Source organism: Flavobacterium sp. GNP002, assembly GCF_054343795.1.
On sequence record NZ_JBTGUW010000001.1, the window covers coordinates 416,106 to 439,815 of the forward strand.

Annotated in this window: 14 protein-coding genes; 4 read left to right on the forward strand and 10 right to left on the reverse strand. The window is 34.2% G+C overall.

Features of this window, described 5'->3' with window-relative positions:
• The first annotated feature begins 32 nt into the window (after window positions 1–32).
• Together ACXX80_RS01920 and ACXX80_RS01925 are read left to right on the forward strand one after the other, a co-directional pair.
• Window positions 33–488 carry a VOC family protein gene (locus ACXX80_RS01920; RefSeq protein ID WP_458551768.1) on the forward strand — a complete coding sequence of 152 codons (456 nt, stop codon included), beginning with the start codon at window positions 33–35 and terminating at the stop codon, window positions 486–488.
• Between the two features lie 191 nt (window positions 489–679).
• On the forward strand, window positions 680–1,189 hold the full coding sequence (locus ACXX80_RS01925) for a pyridoxamine 5'-phosphate oxidase family protein (protein WP_417979688.1): 510 nt from the start codon (window positions 680–682) through the stop codon (window positions 1,187–1,189).
• Between the two features lie 67 nt (window positions 1,190–1,256).
• On the opposite strand, the gene ACXX80_RS01930 is transcribed toward ACXX80_RS01925, so the two are convergent.
• Window positions 1,257–2,756 carry a LysM peptidoglycan-binding domain-containing protein gene (locus ACXX80_RS01930; protein ID WP_458551769.1) on the reverse strand — a complete coding sequence of 500 codons (1,500 nt, stop codon included), beginning with the start codon at window positions 2,754–2,756 and terminating at the stop codon, window positions 1,257–1,259.
• A 481-nt stretch (window positions 2,757–3,237) separates the two neighbouring features.
• Here ACXX80_RS01930 and ACXX80_RS01935 point away from each other — a divergent pair, with 481 nt between their 5' ends.
• Window positions 3,238–3,420: a hypothetical protein gene (locus ACXX80_RS01935; RefSeq protein WP_417992454.1), complete on the forward strand. Its 183-nt coding sequence runs from the start codon at window positions 3,238–3,240 to the stop codon at window positions 3,418–3,420.
• Between the two features lie 59 nt (window positions 3,421–3,479).
• Here the strand turns inward: ACXX80_RS01935 and ACXX80_RS01940 are convergent, their stop codons facing one another.
• The 4 genes from ACXX80_RS01940 to ACXX80_RS01955 all read right to left on the reverse strand — a co-directional run bounded on the left by ACXX80_RS01940 (window position 3,480) and on the right by ACXX80_RS01955 (window position 11,518).
• Complete coding sequence (locus ACXX80_RS01940) at window positions 3,480–5,747, reverse strand: aconitate hydratase (RefSeq protein ID WP_458551770.1); 2,268 nt, start codon at window positions 5,745–5,747, stop codon at window positions 3,480–3,482.
• A 123-nt stretch (window positions 5,748–5,870) separates the two neighbouring features.
• Complete coding sequence (locus ACXX80_RS01945) at window positions 5,871–8,642, reverse strand: bifunctional aconitate hydratase 2/2-methylisocitrate dehydratase (RefSeq protein ID WP_458551771.1); 2,772 nt, start codon at window positions 8,640–8,642, stop codon at window positions 5,871–5,873.
• Between the two features lie 397 nt (window positions 8,643–9,039).
• The gene (locus ACXX80_RS01950; RefSeq protein WP_315207361.1) at window positions 9,040–9,993 is read right to left on the reverse strand and encodes an AAA family ATPase; all 954 of its coding nucleotides are present in this window, start codon (window positions 9,991–9,993) and stop codon (window positions 9,040–9,042) included.
• Between the two features lie 115 nt (window positions 9,994–10,108).
• Window positions 10,109–11,518: a peptidylprolyl isomerase gene (locus ACXX80_RS01955; protein WP_458551772.1), complete on the reverse strand. Its 1,410-nt coding sequence runs from the start codon at window positions 11,516–11,518 to the stop codon at window positions 10,109–10,111.
• Window positions 11,519–11,936: 418 nt separating this feature from the next.
• Between ACXX80_RS01955 and ACXX80_RS01960 the strand changes: the two genes are divergently transcribed.
• Window positions 11,937–13,526, forward strand: coding sequence for a peptide chain release factor 3 (locus ACXX80_RS01960; RefSeq protein WP_417953468.1), 1,590 nt, complete (start codon window positions 11,937–11,939; stop codon window positions 13,524–13,526).
• An 86-nt stretch (window positions 13,527–13,612) separates the two neighbouring features.
• Here ACXX80_RS01960 and ACXX80_RS01965 read toward each other — a convergent pair whose 3' ends face one another.
• The 5 genes from ACXX80_RS01965 to rplL form a co-directional block, all read right to left on the reverse strand.
• Window positions 13,613–13,972 (reverse strand): hypothetical protein, encoded by a 360-nt coding sequence (locus ACXX80_RS01965; protein WP_458551773.1) that lies wholly within the window; start codon window positions 13,970–13,972, stop codon window positions 13,613–13,615.
• 356 nt (window positions 13,973–14,328) lie between these two features.
• Complete coding sequence (locus ACXX80_RS01970) at window positions 14,329–14,640, reverse strand: DUF3467 domain-containing protein (RefSeq protein WP_458551774.1); 312 nt, start codon at window positions 14,638–14,640, stop codon at window positions 14,329–14,331.
• 3 nt (window positions 14,641–14,643) lie between these two features.
• Window positions 14,644–18,957 (reverse strand): DNA-directed RNA polymerase subunit beta', encoded by a 4,314-nt coding sequence (gene rpoC / locus ACXX80_RS01975; RefSeq protein ID WP_417946876.1) that lies wholly within the window; start codon window positions 18,955–18,957, stop codon window positions 14,644–14,646.
• A gap of 239 nt (window positions 18,958–19,196) precedes the next feature.
• The gene (gene rpoB / locus ACXX80_RS01980; RefSeq protein ID WP_458551775.1) at window positions 19,197–23,009 is read right to left on the reverse strand and encodes a DNA-directed RNA polymerase subunit beta; all 3,813 of its coding nucleotides are present in this window, start codon (window positions 23,007–23,009) and stop codon (window positions 19,197–19,199) included.
• Window positions 23,010–23,283: 274 nt separating this feature from the next.
• Window positions 23,284–23,652, reverse strand: coding sequence for a 50S ribosomal protein L7/L12 (rplL, locus tag ACXX80_RS01985; RefSeq protein ID WP_114754963.1), 369 nt, complete (start codon window positions 23,650–23,652; stop codon window positions 23,284–23,286).
• Window positions 23,653–23,710 lie beyond the last annotated feature (58 nt).

Genomic DNA, 23,710 nt, shown 5'->3' on the forward strand with positions numbered 1-23,710 from the left:
ACTATTTTAGTAAAACACGAATCAAATTAACCATGAAAAAAATAACCGCATTCCTGATTGTTTTTGTTTTCGCTGGAACACTTTATGCCCAGAATGCGAACTCTTTTGCTTTGAAATTGGATCACATGGCACTTTCTGTAAAAGACTTAGATCGTTCCGTTGATTTCTATACTAACGTTTTGAAACTTTCTGAAATCACAAATCTTACAAGAAAGGAAGGCATTCGTTGGGTTTCATTAGGTGATGGCAAAGAACTACATTTAGTTTCCACTATTAAAGGGCCTGTTACGATAAACAAAGCAGTACATCTTGCGTTTAAAGTCACTAATTTTGATGCTTTAATCACTAAGCTGCAAAACCTCAGCATTACCTATTCTGACTGGCCGGGGAAACTTGATACGATAACCGTTAGAGCTGACGGAATCAAACAAGTATACATCCAGGATCCAGATGGCTATTGGATTGAAATTAACAGTGTTGAAAAATAACCTAATTCAGCTAATTCCCTTTTAATTTATATCCTACGGAAGTTGTATTTATTGAATTAACAGCTACTTATGCCATCAATATGTGAAAGTTGAAACTTTTACTCTGAATTGTGTAATCCTTTTTACTGTTTTGTTTGCCAACTTTGTAAAAGAATTTACAGAGTCTAACAATCGAAATAAAACTTAGGATTATGAGTGATCAAGCAAATGAACATACAGTTGAAGGAATAGATAAACTTAAAAGCCTAGTTGAAGAAATCAACACTTGTCTTTTTTGTACCAATCTCAAAACGAATGATGGAGCAACCACCAGACCTATGGGAGCGGTAAAAGTATGCGAGAAAGGAAATATTTGGTTCTTTAGCGAAAAAGACAGTGAAAAAAACAAAGAAATTGAGCAAGATTCCAGTGTTCAATTATTTTTTGCACACCCCGGAAAAGGAAGCTATATGGTTGTAAATGGTGAAGCATCAATAGTTACTGATCAAGAAAAAATAGAAGAACTATGGTCTCCCGTTGTAAATATATGGTTTAAAGAAGGTAAAAATGACCCTAACATTTCGCTTATTAAAGTAAAACCAAGCAGTGCATACTTCTGGGACACTAAAGGAAATCAAATGGTTAATTTTCTGAAAATGGCGGCATCAGTTGTTACAGGAACTAATTATGTAAGTGGTAATGAAGGAGAAATAAAAATCTAAAAGACATAAAAAAACGTTCCAATCCTGGAACGTTTTATATATAAATATTTTTATTTTTTCGAAGAAATTATTGTAGCACTCTATTTATTTGGGAGAAATTTTTCTCATAGTATTTTTCTTTGGTTGAAGAAATAATAACTCCATTACTCACTGAAGAGTGAATGAATTTTATTTCTCCCTCACAAACTTCTACCACCATACCTACATGATTAATTTGGCTTCTACCGTTTGTTTTAAAGAAAATCAAGTCCCCTTTTTGAGCTTCTTCGGTGTTAATTTTAGTTCCAATGTTGGATTGCTCATGTGATGTCCTTGGTAACTTAATATCGAATGCTCCAAAAGTTGTACACATTAAACCAGAACAGTCAAATCCTGATTTTGAAGTTCCTCCAGTACGATATCTGGTTCCTATATTTTCTGAAGCACGTTCTATCAATTGATCTAAAAAATCATGATTAAAAGTAGGTTTTAATGTGTTGTTAAAATCAATTTTAGAGCTTTGAATCGTAGTCGTCATGTCGCTATCGGCACTAACAATAACATTATTTTCTAGTGGTGCGTTATTAGCGCTGATGTTCAATTTATCACCTACTCGAAGTCCGTTTTTAACTGATGGATTTTGTTTTTCTAATTCCTGAACCGTAATTCCGTATTGTTTAGCAATACCATATTTGGTTTCTTTTGGCAACACCTCACGAACAATATTATCTAAAGTTGCGCTTACTTTTTCACTTGATTGAGAAACAACTGTTACTTCTGATTTAGGCAAATCTATTTTCGGCTGAGAAACAACAGCTTCTTCTATTTTAGGTACAACTTTAACTGATTCAGTACTAACTATAACTTCCGGAGTTGGCAATTCTTTGTTTTGTTGTGGTACAACTGCAACATCTGTTACAGGTATTCCATTTCCTGGAATTGTTATTTTTTGACCTACTCTAAGCGCTTTGGCACCTATAGTTGGATTGGCTTTATCTAATTCTTTAACTGTAATTCCGTATTTTCTTGCGATAGAATATTTTGATTCTTTTGGAAGTACTTCTATCGTGGTTTGTTCCGTAGTGGATTTTTTAGTTTCGATTACTTGAGGAGTAACTACTAATTCCGGTTTTTGAGAAACCTTTTTGACTTGAGGCGCAACAGCTACTTCCGTTGAAGATGTGTTTGCTGGAATTATAATTTTTTGACCTATTTTCAATCCTGTAGATTCTAATGTTGGATTGAGTTCATTTAATTCTTTAACAGTGATTCCGTATTCTTTTGCAATTCCGTAAAGCGTTTCTTTGGCAAGAACTTCATGTTCTTTTGCGGAGTAGTTTGTCGCAACCTTGGATTTAGTATTTGTCTTTTTTGTGGGAGCTACAGGAATTAATAAAATGGAATTGAGTTTTAAGAGTTTTTTTGCGTTTGGATTTAATTTAAAAATAGCGCTTTGTTTAACATCATATTTCTCCGCAATACTAGAAATTGTTTCTCCTTTTACGATGGTGTGCTTCGTGGTATTTTCCTGAGAAAAAAGAACGATACTATTCAATAAAAACAATGTTACAATTAATCTTAAACTCATATTCATTTATTTCAAATTACTTACCCCATTTTTATTCTACACAGCGATTTCGGGATATAATTATTAAATCTCGCTATGGTTTGCTTTTTTACTTTTTTTATTTAAAAAATTGTAAAAATAATCCTTATCTCTTTTATAAAAAGAGGGTCAGAATGTGTTCGTTTTAAATTCTAGTTGATTTTTATTTCAATTGCAAAAGCAGCTGAAATAGTAACGCCGTACAATCCTAATGTATTGTTGCGCTGAAAATAAAAATTCTAAAGAAGGTTGATTTAAAAAACAATCAAAAAAGCTTCTTTGAAAATCTATTTTTTTAAAAAAGCTAATATAAGAGATTTAATCAAAAAACACGACCTTTTTTTTAATTTTAACGTTCAAAAAATAAAATTTAACCTTGTTTTTTGAATTTTGTCCCTATTTTCGACTTAAGTTTCTTTTCTTTTTTCGAAAAAAAATTTTGTTCCAAATCAATAAACAGGAATTGAAATCCTGGTTTTTGATTTGTAGCCCTGATGGGAGTGGAAAGCCTTTTGAAGCGGAATTGCAAATTTTTCCTGAGAAAAAAGAGCGACTAAAAGAAGCTCCTTTTTTATCTTGGAAAAAAGCAATTGTGCGAAAAAGCTTGAAGCGGTCAGCAGGAAACAGCTCCAGAAATAAATTGTAATTGAAACAAAAAAACTCCCAAGTTTCCTTGAGAGTTTTAGAAATATACTATTTAAATACTTATGCTTTTCCAGCGGCAGCAATCAAATTTAATGCTGAACCAGCAACGAACCAGCCAATTTGTCCTTCATTATAGGTGTGATTTGCCAAGATAATATCTTTGGTTCCATCAGCATGAACGAATTCTAATGTTAATGGTTTTCCTGGAGCAAAATCAACTAAATCTATGAAGTTGATGGTATCATCTTCTTGGATTTTGTCGTAATCTGCCTCAGTAGCAAAAGTCAATCCTAAAAGACCTTGTTTTTTAAGGTTTGTTTCGTGGATACGCGCAAATGATTTTACCAACACTGCTTTCACACCTAAGAAACGAGGTTCCATAGCGGCATGTTCACGAGAAGATCCTTCACCATAATTGTGATCTCCAACGACAATTGAAGGAACTCCAGCTGCTTTGTAAGCACGCGCTACAGCAGGAACTGCATCGTAAGTACCAGTCAACTGATTTTTCACTGTATTTGGTTTTTGGTTGAATGCATTGATAGCACCAATCAACATATTATTAGAAATATTATCTAAATGTCCACGGAAACGCAACCATGGTCCAGCCATAGAAATGTGATCTGTTGTACATTTTCCGAAAGCTTTGATCAATAATTTAGCTCCTGTGATGTTTTTACCATCCCAAGGTAAGAACGGAGCCAATAATTGCAGTCTTTCTGAAGTTTCGCTTACAGAAACCTGAACACCTGAACCGTCTTCGGCTGGTGCTTGAAAACCTGGATCTTCTGCATCAAAACCTTTTGGAGGCAATTCATTTCCTGTTGGAGCGTCTAATTTTACTTCTTCACCATTTTCATTGATTAAAGTATCAGTCAATGGATTGAAACCTAAATCTCCAGCAATAGCTAGAGCCGTTACTAATTCTGGTGAACCTACGAATGCTAAAGTGTTTGGATTTCCATCGGCACGTTTAGAGAAGTTACGGTTGAAAGAGTGAACGATTGTGTTGCGTTCTTCTTTTTCTGCACCTTCTCTGTCCCACATTCCGATACATGGTCCGCAAGCATTTGCAAAAACAGTTGCTCCCATTTTATCGAAAATATCGATAAATCCGTCACGTTCTATGGTATAACGCACTACTTCAGAACCTGGAGTAATGGTAAATTGAGATTTTATTTTTAAATTTTTATCGGTAACTTGTTTCGCCAAAGAAGCTGCACGAGCGATGTCTTCGTAAGAAGAGTTCGTACAAGAACCTATCAAACCAACTTCAATTTTTAAAGGCCAGTTATTTTTGATTGCTTCCTCTTTCATTTTAGAAATTGGAGTTGCTAAATCCGGAGTATAAGGTCCATTTAAATGTGGTTCTAATTCGTCTAAGTTGATTTCGATTACTTGGTCAAAATACAATTCTGGATTAGCATATACTTCAGCATCACCTGTTAAGTAAGGAGCAATTTTATCCGCTGCATCAGCAACATCAGCTCTATTTGTAGAACGTAAATAACGGCTCATTGAAGCATCATAACCAAATGTAGAAGTAGTAGCACCAATTTCAGCACCCATATTACAGATAGTTCCTTTTCCAGTACAAGACATAGAAGTCGCACCTTCACCAAAATATTCAACAATAGCACCTGTTCCACCTTTTACAGTAAGAATTCCAGCTACTTTAAGTATAACATCTTTTGGAGCTGTCCAACCTGAAAGTTTTCCAGTTAATTTTACTCCAATTAATTTAGGAAATTTTAATTCCCAAGCCATTCCTGACATAACATCGACCGCATCAGCACCACCAACACCAATGGCTACCATTCCTAAACCACCTGCATTTACAGTGTGAGAATCAGTACCAATCATCATTCCTCCTGGGAATGCATAGTTCTCAAGAACTACTTGGTGAATAATCCCAGCTCCTGGTTTCCAGAAGCCAATTCCGTATTTATTAGATACTGAAGAAAGAAATTCAAACACTTCATTACTTTGTGTTTTTGCTCTGGCCAAATCAGTTACAGCATCAACTTTAGCTTGAATCAAGTGATCACAATGTACGGTTGTAGGAACTGCAACTTTCTTTTTACCGGCGTGCATGAATTGCAATAATGCCATTTGAGCCGTTGCATCTTGACAAGCAACTCTGTCTGGAGCAAAATCTACATAATCAACACCTCTTCCAAAAGCAGTTGATGGCATTCCATCCCAAAGGTGATTGTACAAAATTTTCTCTGTTAAAGTAAGTGGACGACCAACTATCTCACGTGCTTTGTCCACACGGGATGTCATGTTTGCGTACACTTTTTGAATCATTTCAATATCAAAAGCCATAAGATTTATATATAATTGTTATTATTCTATTTTAAACATACAAGATACAAAAAAATAGAGTACAAAAAAAAGCCTAAGTCATTAGACTCAGGCTTTTAAACTATAATTAACTAATTATGTGAATTATTTAACTAATAACTTATGAGAAGGCGCAAACTTAGTTAGATTGATACCATCTACCGCTGCAATATATTCTTCTATTGTTGGAGTTCTACCAAGAATTGTAGATAAAACCACAACTGGTGTAGAGGAAAGTAATGACTCTCCCTTTTTACCTTCAGTATCTTCTACGACTCTTCCTTGGAAAAGACGAGTAGATGTTGCCATAACAGTATCTCCTTTGGCCGCTTTTTCTTGGTTACCCATACAAAGATTACAACCTGGACGCTCTAGATATAACATATTTTCGTATGAAGTACGTGCTGCAGCTTTAGGGACATTATCGTCAAATTCGAAACCAGAATATTTTTGTAAAATTTCCCAGTCCCCTTCTGCTTTTAATTCATCAACAATATTATAAGTAGGAGGAGCTACAACTAGTGGCGCTTTGAACTCTACTTTACCTTCTTGTTCATCAATGTTCTTAAGCATATGAGCAAGGATTTTCATATCTCCCTTATGAACCATACAAGAACCAATAAATCCAAGATCTACTTTTTTAACTCCTCCATAGAAAGAAAGAGGTCTAATGGTATCGTGCGTATATCGTTTAGAAACATCAGCATTATTTACATCTGGATCAGCAATCATTGGTTCAGCAATTACATCTAAATCCACAACAACTTCAGCGTAATATTTAGCGTTTGCATCTGGTCTTAGAGCAGGTTTCTCACCTGATATAATCTCAGCAATTCTCTTATCAGCAATAGCAATCAATCCTTTAAGAACTTGATTTTTATTATCCATTCCCTTATCAATCATGATCTGAATTCTACCTTTTGCCATCTCTAGAGATTCAATCAAGGTATAATCTTCAGAAATACAGATAGAAGCTTTTGCTTTCATTTCTGCAGTCCAGTCTGTAAACGTAAAGGCTTGATCCGCATTAAGAGTTCCTAAGTGAACCTCAATAATTCTTCCTTGGAATACATTCTCTCCACCAAATGTTTTAAGCATCTGAGATTGCGTATCATGCACCACATCACGGAAATCCATATACCCTTTCATTTCTCCTTTGAAAGTTACTTTCACAGATTCAGGAATTGGCATTGAAGCTTCACCAGTAGCAAGTGCAAGAGCAACTGTTCCTGAGTCAGCACCAAAAGCAACTCCTTTAGACATTCTTGTATGAGAGTCACCACCAATGATGATAGCCCACTCGTTTACAGTAATATCGTTAAGTACTTTGTGAATTACATCTGTCATTGAATGATAAACGCCTTTCGGGTCACGAGCAGTGATCAAACCGAAATCGTTCATGAATTTCATCAATCTAGGAATATTTGCCTTAGATTTATTATCCCAAACTGAAGCAGTGTGACAACCTGATTGGTAAGCACCGTCAACAATTGGAGAAATCACAGTAGCAGCCATAGACTCTAATTCCTGAGAAGTCATCAAACCAGTTGTATCTTGCGAACCAACAATATTTACGGTAACACGAACATCTGAACCAGCGTGTAAAACTTTACCCGGAGTTGAACCAACTGCGTTTTTATTAAATATTTTTTCTACAGCCGTAAGACCTTGTCCTTCAACAGAAACCTCTTTTGACGGAGCGTATACAGGTACAATATCAATACCTAGAGTCTTTGATGCAAATGTTTGCAATTTTTTTCCAAATACAATGGCATAAGACCCACCAGCTTTTATAAATTCAATTTTCTGAGGTGTGAATGCTTTAGAAATATCTATCAATTCTTTATCACCACTATAAAGTTTCTTTGTTTTTGTGTTGATGGTAAGAACAGTACCTGTAGCTACAGAATATACTTCCTCAAGAATAGGATCACCGCTTTCATTACGAAGAACGTTTCCATTTTCATCTAGTTTTTTTACCCAGTTTTTAAGATCAAGACCAATACCACCAGTAACATCAACAGTTGTTAGGAAAATTGGAGAAATTCCGTTTGTCCCTGCAACGATTGGAGCAATATTAATAAATGGAACATAAGGACTTGCTTGTTTTCCACTCCAAAGCGCCACGTTGTTTACACCTGACATTCTTGAAGATCCCACACCCATAGTACCTTTTTCAGCGATTAACATTACGCTTTTATCAGGATTCGCTGTTGCCAATGCTTTGATTTCAGCTTGTGCCTCAGGAGAAATTAAACATTTACCATGAAGTTCACGATCTGATCTTGAGTGCGCTTGATTTCCTGGAGAAAGTAAATCAGTTGAAATATCTCCTTCACCAGCTATAAAAGTAACTACCTTAATTTCTTCTGCTATTTCAGGTAATTTAGTAAAGAACTCTGCCTTAGCATAGCTCTCCAATATAGCTGCAGCAATTTCATTACCGTTTTTGAAAGCCTCAGCTAAACGATCTGTATCTGCTTCATAAAGATAAACTTGTGTTTTCAATACTTCAGCAGCTTGTTTAGCAATAGCAACATCATTTCCTAAAGCTAAATCAAGTAAAACCTTAATAGAAGTCCCACCTTTCATGTGTGATAATAACTCTAAAGCAAAAGCAGGCGTGATTTCAGCAACCACTGATTGACCTAGAACGATTTCTTTTAAAAAATTAGCTTTTACATTAGCCGCAGGAGTAGTTCCAGGCACAACATTATAAATAAAGAAGTTAAGAGAATCTGCTCTGTATTCGTTATTTAAATCTTTAATTTGCGCAATGATTTCGCTTAATAATTCAGCACCATCAATCGGTTTAGGGTTAAGCCCTTGGCCTTTTCGCTCTTCAATCTCTTGAATATAATCGTTATAAGTGTTCATAATAGAAGTCTTTTCTTGGTATTTTTATTTTTTGTACGCAAATTTAGGAATTAAAGCCGAGAATTAAAAAAAATATAATAGATGTAGCTTTTTCAAAAATTATTATTATAAAATAAAGAGTTTTACTAGTCTTTATTGTCAAAAATTCAATTTTAAATTAAAATAATGAATTATTAATAATTTAAAATCTTTTCTTTGAGAAAGTTGAAATCTAATGATGCTTAGAGAGTGAGATTTTACACTACTTTCAGCTAAGAACCTTTCTAAATTACCATTTACAACGTTGTAGTTGTGTTTTTAAAGGCTCTTTTGGTCAAATTAACATATTAAGTAAAAACAAAAAAAGCCAAACAGATTTTAGAAATGTGTTTGGCTTTTTTCTCAATATTAAAAATTATTACATCAACTTCTGAATAATAGCCTCTTCTGTAATTCCTTCGGCATCAGCTTTATAATTTTTGATAATTCGATGACGTAAAATTCCAGTAGCAACCGCTTTTACATCTTCGATATCCGGAGAAAATTTCCCATTAAAAGCAGCATTCGCTTTGGCCGCCAAAATCAAATTTTGAGAAGCTCTCGGTCCAGCACCCCAATCTAAATAATTTTTCACAAACTCATTAGACATCGGATTATCGGGCCTAGTTTTACTAACTAACGTCACTGCATACTCAATTACATTATCCGCGACCGGTATTCTGCGTATTAACTGCTGAAAATCAATTATTTCCTGAGCAGTAAACAATGGATTTATAGTGTTTTTTATATCAGAAGTAGTTTGCTTCACCACTTGAACTTCTTCTAAAAAAGAAGGATACTCTAGTTTTATAGCAAACATGAAACGATCCAACTGCGCTTCCGGCAAAGGATAAGTCCCTTCCTGCTCAATAGGGTTTTGAGTAGCCAAAACAAAATAAGGCAAGTCTAGCTTATAGTTTTCACCAGCGATAGTAACGGAACGTTCCTGCATGGCTTCCAGCAAAGCAGCCTGTGTTTTTGGAGGCGTTCTGTTGATTTCGTCAGCCAGAATAATATTCGAAAAAATAGGCCCTTTTATAAATTTGAAATGACGGTTTTCATCTAGTATTTCACTTCCAAGTATATCTGACGGCATCAAATCCGGAGTAAACTGAATTCTTTTGAAATCAAGTCCCAATGCTTGCGCAAGGGTATTTACCATCAATGTTTTGGCTAATCCTGGAACTCCAACTAATAATGCATGACCCCCAGAAAATATACAAAGCAAAATTTGATCTACTACATCATTTTGACCTACAATGATTTTTGCTATCTCCGCTTTTAGCTCATTCCTTTTTTGAACCAAGTTATGTATTGCTGCTACGTCTGACATGTATTAAGTATTTAAAATTAAAAAGAGTTAGCGTTATGAAATCATAAAACTAACTCTTTTTATTTATTTATCGAAAAATTTTTATTCTTAATTCTAATCAAATGAATGAAGGAGACTATTTCTTAAGCCAATTGTTTGTAAAATCACAATCTCTATATTCTCCAATGATTTTGATGTATGTTTCTTTAATCTTTTCATCAAACCATTTTCCAATAGTAGTAATTTGTTTGCTTTTTAAAGCCAACTCTTTTATCTTGATGTAATCTTTAGCATAATCTGCTGCATGCTCATCTATTCTATTTGTAACAGTGATTAACTTGAATGTTTTCTTTCCTTCCTCACCTTGTTCTAATAATGGAGCAGAAACTTCACCCTCTTTTAAATTAGAAACTTGACTGTAAAAAGTAGGATCCATTTTTGTCAACTCAAAACGAGTATCTTGAGTTTTTGGATTTATTAAAGCACCACCGTTGGCTCTAGTTTCTTTCTCATCAGATAATGTTCTGGCTGCATCTGCAAAAGTGATTTCTTTATCTTCGATTCTTTTTTTAATCAAAGTAATTTTTTCTTTCGCTTCATTCAAAGCCTCTTCTGTTACTGTTGGAGTCAATAATATATGGCGCAATTCTATTTCTTGCCCTTTGATTTTTTCTACATAAATAATATGATACCCAAAATCTGTTTGAAATGGAGCAGAAATCTCTCCTTCAGCAAGACTAAAAGCAACATCTTTAAACTCTTTTACAAATGGAGTTCTACGATTCATTTTATAATAACCTCCGTTAGATCTTGAACCTGGATCTTGAGAATACAAAACCGCTTTAGTAGAAAAACTGGAACCTTCTTCTATTTCCTTTTTAAAACCATTCAATTTATCAATTACTTTTTGTTTATCAGCATCTGAAACTTTAGGAGCAATCACAATTTGTGCTACTTCTAATTCTACACCAAAAAACGGAAGATCTGTAGTAGGTATTGTTTTGAAATAATTACGAACTTCTTCAGGAGTAATTTCTACAGCATCAACAATTTTCTTTTGCATTTCAGAACTTAACTTACCTTCTTTCAAAATATCAGAAAAATAAGTTCTAAATTCTTCCTCAGAATCTTTTTTATAGTACTTCACCACTTTCTCCAAAGATCCAATTTGTTCTACCATATAGTTCAAACGGTCTTCCATCATACCTTTAACTTCGGCATCTGTAACTACAATACTATCTTGAATAGCTTGATGAGCATATAATTTATCTTCTAATAATTTTCCAAGCATTTGACATCTTGTAATGTCTTTTACCGATCCACCTTGAGTCGAAATCTCAAGATATGACTTGTCTATATCTGAATCAAGTATAATATAATCTCCTACTGTGGCAATTACACCGTCAATCTTTTGTTTCCCGGTAGATTGGATTTTTTTAACCGGTGTAATGACACTATCCTTAATAATTTCTTGAGCACTTGCTACAACACTGGAAAAAAGCAAAACAAAAAAAGTAAGTGCAATTCTATTATTGATGGATCTCATTTGTATTTTATTTATTGGCATTATTATAATTTGTATTTATTGTAAAACATCCTTTATTCTACTGTCTTTAAACCTATTTTATAAAGGCCAGAATAATTTTGGCAAATATACACTTTAAGAATCAAGAAGCGAATTGAATTGAATTTATAATACAATTTCTTACCATTCTTTAAATTTAAAACGAACAAAAATAACAATTCAATTACATAATACAAGTTTCCTACCTACTATTAACAAAAAATTATAAACGCATATAATTACTAGTTTAAATCCGTTCTAAAAATTATCATAACTCGCTTACTATTTACTTTAAAAAGATAAAAAACAGTACTTTTAGTATTAACAAAAACAATTAAGAGAATACAATTTTTTCAAATGGCATTTATAAATAGTACTTTTGCAAACTATTTATACAAATATGGGCTTTTTAGAAGAAATACAACGCAGAAGAACTTTCGGGATTATCTCACATCCTGATGCCGGAAAAACAACACTTACTGAGAAACTCCTCCTTTTTGGTGGTGCGATTCAAGAAGCTGGTGCCGTAAAGAATAATAAGATTAAAAAAGGTGCTACCAGTGACTTTATGGAAATTGAACGCCAGAGAGGAATTTCGGTTTCTACTTCGGTTTTAGCATTCAATTATAAAGACAAAAAAATAAACATACTCGATACTCCAGGACACAAGGATTTTGCCGAAGATACTTTTAGAACCTTAACTGCTGTTGACAGTGTTATTGTTGTAATTGATGTTGCCAAAGGTGTTGAGGAACAAACGGAGAAATTAGTAGCTGTTTGTAGAATGCGAAAAATTCCAATTATTGTATTCATCAACAAATTAGACCGAGAAGGAAAAGACGCTTTTGACTTGATGGACGAAGTGGAACAAAAACTGGGATTAACAGTTACTCCATTAAGTTTTCCAATAGGAATGGGTTATGATTTTCAGGGAATTTACAATCTATGGGAACAAAACATCAACTTATTTAGTGGTGATAGTCGTAAAAACATTGAAGAAACTATCGCTTTCTCCGATGTTCAAAATCCAGAATTAGAGAAAATTATCGGTCAAAAACCCGCTGACAAATTACGAGAAGAGTTAGAGTTAATAGATGAAGTATATCCTAAATTTGATCGTCAGGATTATTTAGACGGAAAATTACAACCCGTATTTTTTGGTTCGGCATTGAATAATTTTGGAGTAAGAGAATTATTGGACTGTTTTGTTCAAATTGCTCCATCACCAAGAGCAAAAGATTCTGAAACACGATTAGTAGATCCTAAAGAAGAAAAAATGACTGGATTTGTTTTTAAAATCCACGCCAATATGGATCCAAAACACAGAGACCGTCTGGCCTTTATAAAAATTGTTTCTGGAACTTTCGAAAGAAACAAACCATATTATCATGTTCGTCAAAAAAAGAACTTAAAATTTTCTAGTCCAAATGCCTTTTTTGCTGAAAAGAAAGAAATTGTAGACATATCGTATCCTGGTGATATTGTTGGATTACATGATACCGGAAATTTCAAAATTGGTGATACGTTGACCGAAGGCGAAATCATGAGTTTCAAAGGAATTCCAAGTTTTTCTCCGGAACATTTCCGATACATCAACAATGCTGACCCAATGAAGGCCAAACAATTGGACAAAGGAATTGATCAGTTAATGGATGAAGGTGTTGCGCAGTTATTTACTTTGGAAATGAACAACAGAAAAATCATTGGAACGGTTGGTGCACTTCAATACGAGGTAATTCAGTACCGTTTAGAGCATGAATACGGTGCAAAATGTACCTATGAAAACTTTCCGGTACACAAAGCTTGTTGGGTAAAACCTAACGACCCAAAAAGTGATGAGTTTAAAGAATTTAGAAGAATAAAACAAAAATTCTTAGCTCATGATAAATACGGACAATTAGTATTTTTAGCTGATTCTGACTTTACAATCCAGATGACACAGAATAAGTATCCAAATGTGAAATTATACTTTACTTCAGAATTTGAATAAAAAAATATCTTTCAATATAATTACAAAAAAAACGCTAATTAAAAAATTAGCGTTTTTTTTATATACCTTTTAAAATAAACCTCCACTTAAGAAACCATACTGTCAGTATCAACCGCTTTCTTTAAAAAAGCTTTTATTAACAAACGGTTTGGAGCAGAACCAGATGTTATAACCTGTATTTTTGTACTTGAACTTTCTTTAGATATTGTACCGTTTGGACCTTGTTTAGTACCCATAAACCATAATACGAAATTCATACTATTTGAAGAAGAAGCTTCTGAAACATTTTCTTTTTTTGCATTACTATTAACTTCAATAGTACTAACATCAACTAGCTTTTGAGCAGATTGACCAAATACAGATACGTTTGACATTAATATAAAAACAAACATTATCAAGAGATTTGAAATCCCTTTAGTGTCAGTTTTTAAAGAAAAATATTTCATAACAATTCGTTTTTTTTTATGATGGATAGGACTTAATTCCCCATCTCGAGAACGAAAGTATATCATTTATACACGAGCAAAAAATATTTTCGATGAAGCACCTTAATAATCGTTTAAAACACAAACTTGTTATTAAGTCCCTGAATTTAAAGGTTTCTTAATGTCAATTTATCAAATAAAAAGTATTGTTATTCTTTTTTAGAAATTCAAAATTTCAGGAACGAATAATAGAGAAATATTGAAGTAGTACTATTATGCATCTTAAATCAAAAAATACAAAGCTAATAGTTACACTATAAAAGATAGAATTAATCTATAAACAAAAAAAAGGCTCCATTTCTGGAGCCTTTAAAATATTATGCTTGTCCTGCTGGACCAAAACTAAGCGGTATTGGTGCTTGTTCAGTGTCTTTTATTTCGCCATGAGCGACTTCAAAACGATGAATATTTTCCCCAATTGCTTTTAGTAATCTTTTAGCATGTTGCGGTGTCAAGACAATTCTTGATTTCACCTTAGCTTTAGGAATACCAGGCATGATGCTTACAAAATCCAAAACAAACTCTGATGAAGAGTGATTTATTATTGCCAAGTTGGAATAAATTCCTTCAGCAATTTTTTCATCTAGCTCAATATTAATTTGCTCTTGTTGTTGATTAGAATTACTCATATTTTAGTAAATATATTCTTCTTTGTTAGCCATCATATCGTTATAATCTTCTTTTGAACCTACAATTGTATTGTCATATTCTCTCATACCTGTTCCGGCAGGGATTCTATGTCCTACAATTACATTCTCTTTCAATCCTTCTAAGTAATCGATTTTACCTGCAACAGCAGCTTCGTTCAATACTTTAGTAGTTTCTTGGAAAGATGCAGCAGAAATAAACGATTTAGTTTGAAGCGATGCTCTTGTAATACCTTGTAAAACTGGTGTTGCTGTTGCAGTAACAACATCACGAGCTACAACAAGATTTTTATCTGTACGTTTCAATAAAGAGTTTTCATCACGCAACTCACGAGGCGTAATAATTTGTCCTTCTTTTAATGCACTAGAATCTCCAGCATCCTCAACTACTTTCATACCATACAATTTATCGTTTTGAACGATGAAATCTTTAGTGTGAATTAATTGATCTTCTAAGAATAAAGTATCACCTGGATCTTGTACTCTTACTTTACGCATCATTTGACGTATTACTACCTCAAAGTGTTTGTCGTTAATTTTTACCCCTTGCAAACGGTATACTTCTTGAATTTCATTTACCAAATACTGTTGAACAGCTGCTGGTCCTTGGATTCTTAAAATATCGTCTGGAGTAATTGCACCATCAGATAAAGGTACTCCCGCTCTTACGAAGTCATTTTCTTGAACTAGAATTTGGCTTGATAATTTAACCAAGTATTTTCTAACGTCACCAAATTTAGATTCGATAACGATCTCACGGTTACCTCTTTTGATTTTTCCAAAAGAAACAACACCATCGATTTCAGATACAACAGCTGGGTTTGAAGGATTACGAGCTTCTAACAACTCTGTAATTCTAGGTAAACCTCCAGTAATATCTCCTGATTTAGAAGAACGACGTGGAATTTTTACCAAAACTTTACCTGCTTTAATTTTCTCACCGTTTTCAACCATCAAGTGGGCTCCAACTGGTAAGTTATAAGAACGAATTAGTTCCCCTTCTTTACCGTAAACCAATAAAGTAGGAATTAATTTTTTAGCTCTAGATTCAGAAATTACTTTTTCTTGGAAACCAGTTTGCTCATCAATTTCAACCATGAATGATTGACCTTGCTCTAAATCTTCGTAAGCAATTTTACCGGTAAACTCAGAAACGATAACTCCATTATATGGATCCCATTTACAGATTACATCTCCTTTAGCAACAGATTGACCGTCTTTAACGAAAATACTTGAACCGTAAGGAATATTATTTGTACTTAATAAGATACCTGTTCTTTCATCAATTAATTTCAATTCAGTAGAACGCGATACAACAATATCAACAGAATTGCCTTCACTATCCTCACCTTTAACAGTTTTCAAATCTTCGATTTCAAGCTTACCAGCAAATTTGGTAATGATACTTGATTCCTCAGAAATACCACCCGCAACCCCACCAACGTGGAAAGTACGTAATGTTAACTGTGTACCTGGTTCTCCAATAGATTGTGCAGCAATAACACCAACTGCTTCTCCTCTTTGTGTCATTTTACCAGTAGCTAAATTTCTACCGTAACATTTTGCACAAATACCTTTCAACGCTTCACAAGTCAATGGTGAACGCACTTCCACTTTCTCTATTGGAGAAGCGTCAATTGCTTTCATTATAACTTCAGTAATTTGTTGTCCAGATTGAATTAAAACTTCATTATTCAAAGGATTAATTACGTCTTGTAAAACAACACGTCCTAAAATTCTTTCTCCTAATGATTCAACAATTTCCTCATTTTTCTTCAATGCTGAAACTTCAACACCTCTTAATGTACCACAATCTTCGATGTTAACAATAACATCTTGAGATACATCATGCAATCTTCTTGTTAAATATCCTGCATCGGCAGTTTTCAATGCCGTATCCGCAAGACCTTTACGCGCACCGTGAGTAGAAATAAAGTACTCAAGGATAGAAAGACCTTCTTTAAAGTTAGAAAGAATCGGGTTTTCAATAATTTCACCACCACCAGCAGTTGATTTTTTTGGCTTAGCCATCAAACCACGCATACCAGTTAACTGACGAATTTGTTCTTTGGAACCCCTTGCTCCAGAATCAAGCATCATATACACTGAGTTGAAACCTTGTTGGTCTTCTCTAATGTTTTTCATTGCTAACTCTGTCAATTGAGCATTTGCTGAAGTCCATACATCAATAACTTGGTTGTAACGCTCATTATTGGTAATAAGACCCATGTTATAATTTGCAGAAATACCTCCTACTTGCTCTCTTGCGTCAGCAATTAATTTAGGTTTCTGATCTGGAATTCTAATATCCCCAAGAGAGAATGACAATCCCCCTTTGAAGGCAAATTTGTACCCCATATCTTTCATGTTATCCAAGAAAGCCGCTGTTGTAGGTACATCAGTTGAACTTAAAACGTGTCCGATAATATCTCTAAGGTTTTTCTTAGTTAATACATCATTGATATATCCAGCTGCTTCTGGTACTACTTCATTAAATAATACACGACCAGCAGTAGTTTTGATGATTTGGTAAACTAACTCACCTGCTTCATTAAAATCTTTTGCTCTAATTTTTACAGAAGCATTCAATTCTAATCTACCTTCATTCAAAGCAATATTAACTTCTTCAGCAGAATAAAAAGTGATTCCTTCTCCTAAAATTTTAAGCTCTGGAGTTGATAAACGTTCTTTGGTCATATAGTATAGACCCAAAACCATATCCTGAGAAGGTACCGTGATAGGAGCTCCATTTGCAGGATTCAGAATATTGTGAGAACCCAACATTAATAGTTGTGCTTCCAAAATAGCTTCTGGTCCTAATGGTAAGTGAACTGCCATTTGATCCCCATCAAAATCCGCATTAAATGCAGTACAAACTAAAGGGTGCAATTGGATTGCTTTTCCTTCAATTAATTTTGGTTGGAATGCTTGAATACCTAATCTGTGCAAAGTAGGAGCACGATTCAGTAATATTGGGTGACCTTTAATTACATTTTCAAGGATATCCCAAACTACAGGCTCTTTCTTATCTATTATTTTCTTAGCTGATTTTACAGTTTTTACAATTCCTCTTTCTATCAATTTACGGATAACGAAAGGTTTGTATAACTCTGCTGCCATATCTTTTGGGATACCACATTCAGATAATTTTAATTCAGGTCCAACAACAATTACCGAACGAGCAGAATAATCTACACGTTTTCCAAGTAAGTTTTGACGGAAACGTCCTTGCTTACCTTTCAATGAATCAGATAATGATTTTAATGGTCTGTTTGATTCTGTTTTTACTGCAGATGCTTTACGCGTATTATCGAAAAGTGAATCTACAGATTCCTGCAACATACGTTTTTCGTTTCTTAAGATAACTTCTGGAGCTTTAATCTCCATTAATCTCTTCAAACGGTTGTTACGTATAATTACACGACGGTATAAATCATTTAAATCTGAAGTTGCAAAACGACCTCCATCAAGTGGCACAAGCGGACGTAATTCTGGTGGAATAACTGGTACCACTTTCATAATCATCCATTCTGGACGATTCTCACGGTTCAAGTTAGACTCACGGAAAGATTCAACAACTTGTAATCTTTTTAAAGCTTCAGTTTTACGTTGTTTAGACGTTTCATTGTTAGCGTTATGTCTTAATTGGTAAGACAATGCGTCAAGATCAATTCTTGCTAATAAATCCATAATACACTCTGCTCCCATTTTGGCAACAAATTTATTTGGATCAAAATCATCAAGATACTGGTTGTCAGCAGGAAGAGTGTCTAAAATATTTAAATATTCTTCTTCTGTCAAAAAGTCTAGTCTTTGCAAAGATTCACCTTCTGCATTTTTAGCAATACCAGCTTGGATTACTACGTATCTTTCGTAGTAGATAATCATATCTAATTTCTTAGATGGAAGACCAAGGATATAACCAATTTTGTTTGGAAGAGAACGGAAATACCAGATATGAGCAATTGGCACAACAAGATTGATGTGGCCTACTCTGTCTCTACGTACTTTTTTCTCTGTAACTTCAACACCACAACGGTCACAGATGATTCCTTTGTAACGTATTCTTTTATATTTTCCACAAGCACATTCAAAATCTTTTACTGGTCCGAAAATACGTTCACAGAAAAGACCATCACGCTCTGGTTTGTGCGTTCTGTAGTTGATTGTTTCAGGTTTCAACACTTCACCTCTTGATTCTTTCAAGATAGATTCAGGAGAAGCAAGTCCGATTGAGATTTTATTAAACCTTTTTACAGGGTTTTTATCTTTATTGTTATTATTTCTATTATTCATCATAGTTTTTACTATTGATTTATTTGCAATTAAAAAATTGATTTTATGGAGACGTAGCCTTACTACTTCTCGACATATTACCTCGGATTACTTCTCTAAACTTCAACAAATTTTTGAAGTGCTAGTTATAAAATCTTCTGAGATTTTATAAAAAATCGGAACGGTTTACGGGTCTAAATCCTAAAAACTTATATAAATGAGTAATCAGCCCCGAAAAATCGGGGCTGATTACTAAATTTTATTTATTCTTCTAAACGAATGTCTAGTCCAAGACCTTTCAATTCATGCATCAATACATTGAATGATTCTGGTAATCCTGGTTCTGGCATAGATTCACCTTTTACGATTGCTTCGTAAGTTTTTGCTCTACCAATAACATCATCAGACTTCACAGTCAAGATTTCTCTAAGAGTACTTGATGCTCCATAAGCTTCAAGTGCCCAAACCTCCATCTCTCCAAAACGTTGACCTCCAAATTGAGCTTTACCTCCAAGTGGTTGTTGTGTAATCAACGAGTATGGACCAATAGAACGTGCGTGCATTTTATCGTCAACCATGTGTCCAAGTTTCAACATATAGATAACTCCTACTGTTGCCGCTTGATGGAAACGTTCTCCTGTACCACCATCATATAAATGTGTATGTCCAAAACGTGGTATTCCAGCTTCGTCAGTCAATTCATTGATTTGATCTAAAGTTGCTCCGTCAAAAATTGGTGTAGCAAATTTTCTACCCAAGTTCATTCCAGCCCAACCAAGTACCGTTTCATAAATTTGACCAATGTTCATACGTGAAGGTACACCTAATGGGTTCAACACGATATCAACTGGTGTTCCGTCTTCAAGGAAAGGCATATCTTCATGACGAACAATACGAGCAACAATACCTTTGTTACCGTGACGTCCTGCCATTTTATCCCCAACTTTCAGTTTACGTTTTTTGGCAATATATACTTTAGCTAGTTTCAAGATTCCTGCTGGCAATTCATCTCCAACAGTAATAGTGAATTTCTCTCTACGTAATGCACCTTGTAAATCGTTCAATTTAATTTTATAGTTATGAATTAAATCATTCACCATTTTATTTGTTGCATCATCAGCAACCCATTGACCTTTACTTAAGTGAGCAAAATCTTCAACAGCATAAAGCATTTTTTGCGTGTATTTTTTACCTTTTGGTAAAACTTCTTCACCCAAATCATTCATTACACCTTGAGATGTTTTTCCGTTTACAATCAAGAAAAGTTTTTCAACTAATTTGTCTTTTAATTCAACAAATTTAACTTCAAACTCCATTTCAAGTGCTCCTAAAGCATCTTTATCTTGCGTACGTTTACGTTTATCTTTTACTGCTCTTGCAAACAATTTTTTGTCTAAAACAACACCATGTAAAGAAGGAGATGCTTTTAATGAAGCATCTTTTACATCACCTGCTTTATCCCCGAAGATTGCGCGAAGCAATTTCTCTTCCGGAGTAGGATCTGATTCTCCTTTTGGAGTAATTTTTCCGATAAGAATGTCGCCAGGTTTAACCTCGGCTCCAATTCTGATCATACCATTTTCATCTAAATCTTTAGTAGCTTCTTCAGAAACGTTCGGTATATCGTTCGTTAATTCTTCGTTACCTAATTTAGTATCTCTAACTTCTAATGAATAATCATCCACGTGAATAGAGGTAAAAATATCGTCACGAACCACTTTTTCAGAAATTACAATCGCATCCTCGAAGTTGTATCCTTTCCATGGCATAAATGCAACTTTTAGGTTACGACCTAAAGCTAATTCACCATTTTGAGTCGCATATCCTTCAGATAATACTTGTCCAGGAACCACTCTATCCCCTTTTCTTACGATAGGTTTAAGGTTGATACTTGTACCTTGATTGGTTTTTCTAAATTTAATTAGATTGTATGTTTTTTCATCTGGCTCAAAACTCACCATTCTTTCTTCTTCAGAACGATCATATTTGATAGTGATGATATTTGCATCTACATATTCTATAACTCCGTCTCCTTCAGCATTAATCAATACTCTAGAATCAGAAGCTACTTGACGTTCTAAACCAGTTCCAACAATAGGAGCTTCAGGACGAATTAATGGTACGGCCTGACGCATCATGTTAGATCCCATCAAGGCTCTATTCGCATCATCATGTTCCAAGAAAGGAATCAAAGAAGCCGAGATAGAAGCAATTTGATTTGGAGCAACATCAGTATAATCAACTTTTGTTGGTTCGATTACCGGGAAATCACCTTCTTGACGTGCAATTACGTCTTCGGCAGTAATTTTTCCAGTAGCATCCATTTGAATGTTTGCTTGAGCAATTAACATTCCCTCTTCTTCTTCAGCACTTAAGTAAACTGGAGTAGACTCTAAATCTACAACTCCGTTAGTTACTTTACGGTAAGGTGTTTCGATGAAACCCATTCCGTTTACTTTAGCATACACACCAAGAGATGAAATCAAACCAATGTTTGGTCCCTCAGGAGTTTCAATTGGACATAAACGTCCGTAATGCGTATAGTGAACGTCACGTACCTCAAAACCTGCTCTCTCTCTCGAAAGTCCACCTGGTCCAAGTGCAGATAATCTTCTCTTGTGCGTAATCTCGGCAAGTGGATTCGTTTGATCCATAAACTGAGACAACTGATTTGTACCAAAGAAAGAGTTAATTACAGACGATAATGTTTTAGCATTAATCAAATCTATTGGTGTAAACACCTCGTTATCTCTAACGTTCATTCTCTCACGAATAGTCCTAGCCATACGCGCTAAACCTACACCGAATTGTTGAGACAATTGTTCTCCAACTGTTCTAACACGACGGTTTGATAAGTGATCAATATCATCAATCTCTGCTTTAGAGTTGATCAATTCAATCAAATATTTAACGATAGTAATGATATCTTCTTTGGTCAAGACTTGCTTTTCCATTGGAGTATCTAAACCTAATTTTTTATTAATTCTATAACGACCTACTTCACCTAAGTTATAACGTTGGTCAGAGAAGAATAATTTATCAATAATACCACGAGCCGTTTCTTCATCAGGCGGTTCAGCGTTACGTAATTGTCTGTAGATATGCTCAACAGCCTCTTTTTCAGAGTTTGTTGGATCTTTTTGCAACGTATTATGGATGATAGCATAATCACCTTGATTAGCATCTTCTTTATGTAACAATATAGATTTAACGTTAGAATCAATGATTTCTTCCACATTATCTTTATCGATAATAGTATCTCTATCAAGGATTATTTCGTTACGTTCGATAGAAACTACTTCACCAGTATCTTCATCTACGAAATCTTCATGCCATGTATTCAATACACGTGCAGCTAATTTTCTACCGATATATTTTTTAAGTCCTGTTTTAGAAACTTTAATTTCCTCTGCAAGATCAAAAATCTCAAGGATATCCTTGTCTCTTTCAAATCCAATAGCACGGAATAAAGTTGTTACAGGTAATTTTTTCTTTCTGTCGATATAAGCGTACATTACACTATTAATATCTGTAGAAAATTCTATCCAAGAACCTTTAAAAGGAATTACTCTGGCAGAATACAATTTTGTTCCATTTGCATGGAATGATTGACCAAAGAAAACACCTGGAGATCTGTGTAATTGAGAAACAACTACACGCTCAGCACCATTAATAACAAAGGTACCACTCGGTGTCATGTAAGGAATTGTACCAAGATAAACATCTTGAACAATAGTTTCAAAATCTTCATGTTCTGGATCTGTACAATATAGTTTTAACCTTGCTTTTAAAGGCACACTATAAGTAAGACCTCTTTCTATACATTCTTGAATAGTATAACGTGGTGGGTCTACAAAATAATCAAGGAATTCTAATACAAAGTTATTTCTTGTATCAGTAATTGGGAAATTTTCCATGAAGGTGTTGTAAAGCCCTTCGTCACCTCTTTCGTCAGATTTAGTTTCTAATTGAAAAAAATCTTTAAACGATTTAACCTGAACATCTAGAAAATCTGGATAGTCAGGAATATTTTTTGTGGAGGCAAAATTCAATCTTTCAGTCTGATTTGTTAGCATCAATGGACAAAATTTTGATTAAAAAAGTAATTTTTGGTGTAAATAAAAATTCATTTACATTTAAATTTTACAACCATTACATCTTTAAAAAATCAATTTAAGATAACTACTTTCTTATTATCTATTGATTTATTTTCTCGTAATGGGTAAAATAATTGTATTTAAAAGTATAAATTGTAAGAATACAAGCTAGACTTTTGTTATACGAAAAATGGTTTAGGTCATTGGGTGACTAAACCCAAGACCTAAACCTTATTCTTTAAACTGAGTTTAACTATTTAAGCTCAACAACAGCTCCAGCTTCTTCTAAAGATTTTTTAAGCCCTTCAGCTTCTTCTTTAGTTACACCTTCTTTAACATTACTTGGAGCGCTATCTACTACGTCTTTAGCTTCTTTCAAACCTAAACCTGTAAGTTCTTTAACTAATTTTACAACTGCTAATTTAGAAGCACCAGCTTCTTTCAACACAACTGTAAATTCAGTTTGAACTTCTTCAGCAGCAGCTTCTCCACCACCTGAAACTACTACAGCTGCAGCAGCTGGTTCGATTCCGTACTCATCTTTTAATATTGTTGCTAATTCGTTAACTTCTTTTACCGTTAGGTTAACTAATTGTTCTGCGAATTGTTTCAAATCTGCCATTTTTTCTATCGTTTTAAAATGATTTGTAAAAATATAATTTATTTATTGTGCGCTTTTT

Bases quoted from the DNA above. Each gene is read 5' to 3' on its own strand.
- ACXX80_RS01950 (WP_315207361.1), bottom strand. From the start codon at position 9,993: ATGTCAGACGTAGCAGCAATACATAACTTGGTTCAAAAAAGGAATGAG.
- ACXX80_RS01940 (WP_458551770.1), bottom strand. From the start codon at position 5,747: ATGGCTTTTGATATTGAAATGATTCAAAAAGTGTACGCAAACATGACA.
- ACXX80_RS01945 (WP_458551771.1), bottom strand. From the start codon at position 8,642: ATGAACACTTATAACGATTATATTCAAGAGATTGAAGAGCGAAAAGGC.
- ACXX80_RS01970 (WP_458551774.1), bottom strand. From the start codon at position 14,640: ATGAGTAATTCTAATCAACAACAAGAGCAAATTAATATTGAGCTAGAT.
- ACXX80_RS01930 (WP_458551769.1), bottom strand. From the start codon at position 2,756: ATGAGTTTAAGATTAATTGTAACATTGTTTTTATTGAATAGTATCGTT.
- ACXX80_RS01965 (WP_458551773.1), bottom strand. From the start codon at position 13,972: ATGAAATATTTTTCTTTAAAAACTGACACTAAAGGGATTTCAAATCTC.
- rplL (WP_114754963.1), bottom strand. From the start codon at position 23,652: ATGGCAGATTTGAAACAATTCGCAGAACAATTAGTTAACCTAACGGTA.
- rpoC (WP_417946876.1), bottom strand. From the start codon at position 18,957: ATGATGAATAATAGAAATAATAACAATAAAGATAAAAACCCTGTAAAA.
- ACXX80_RS01920 (WP_458551768.1), top strand. From the start codon at position 33: ATGAAAAAAATAACCGCATTCCTGATTGTTTTTGTTTTCGCTGGAACA.
- ACXX80_RS01955 (WP_458551772.1), bottom strand. From the start codon at position 11,518: ATGAGATCCATCAATAATAGAATTGCACTTACTTTTTTTGTTTTGCTT.
- ACXX80_RS01925 (WP_417979688.1), top strand. From the start codon at position 680: ATGAGTGATCAAGCAAATGAACATACAGTTGAAGGAATAGATAAACTT.
- ACXX80_RS01960 (WP_417953468.1), top strand. From the start codon at position 11,937: ATGGGCTTTTTAGAAGAAATACAACGCAGAAGAACTTTCGGGATTATC.
- rpoB (WP_458551775.1), bottom strand. From the start codon at position 23,009: ATGCTAACAAATCAGACTGAAAGATTGAATTTTGCCTCCACAAAAAAT.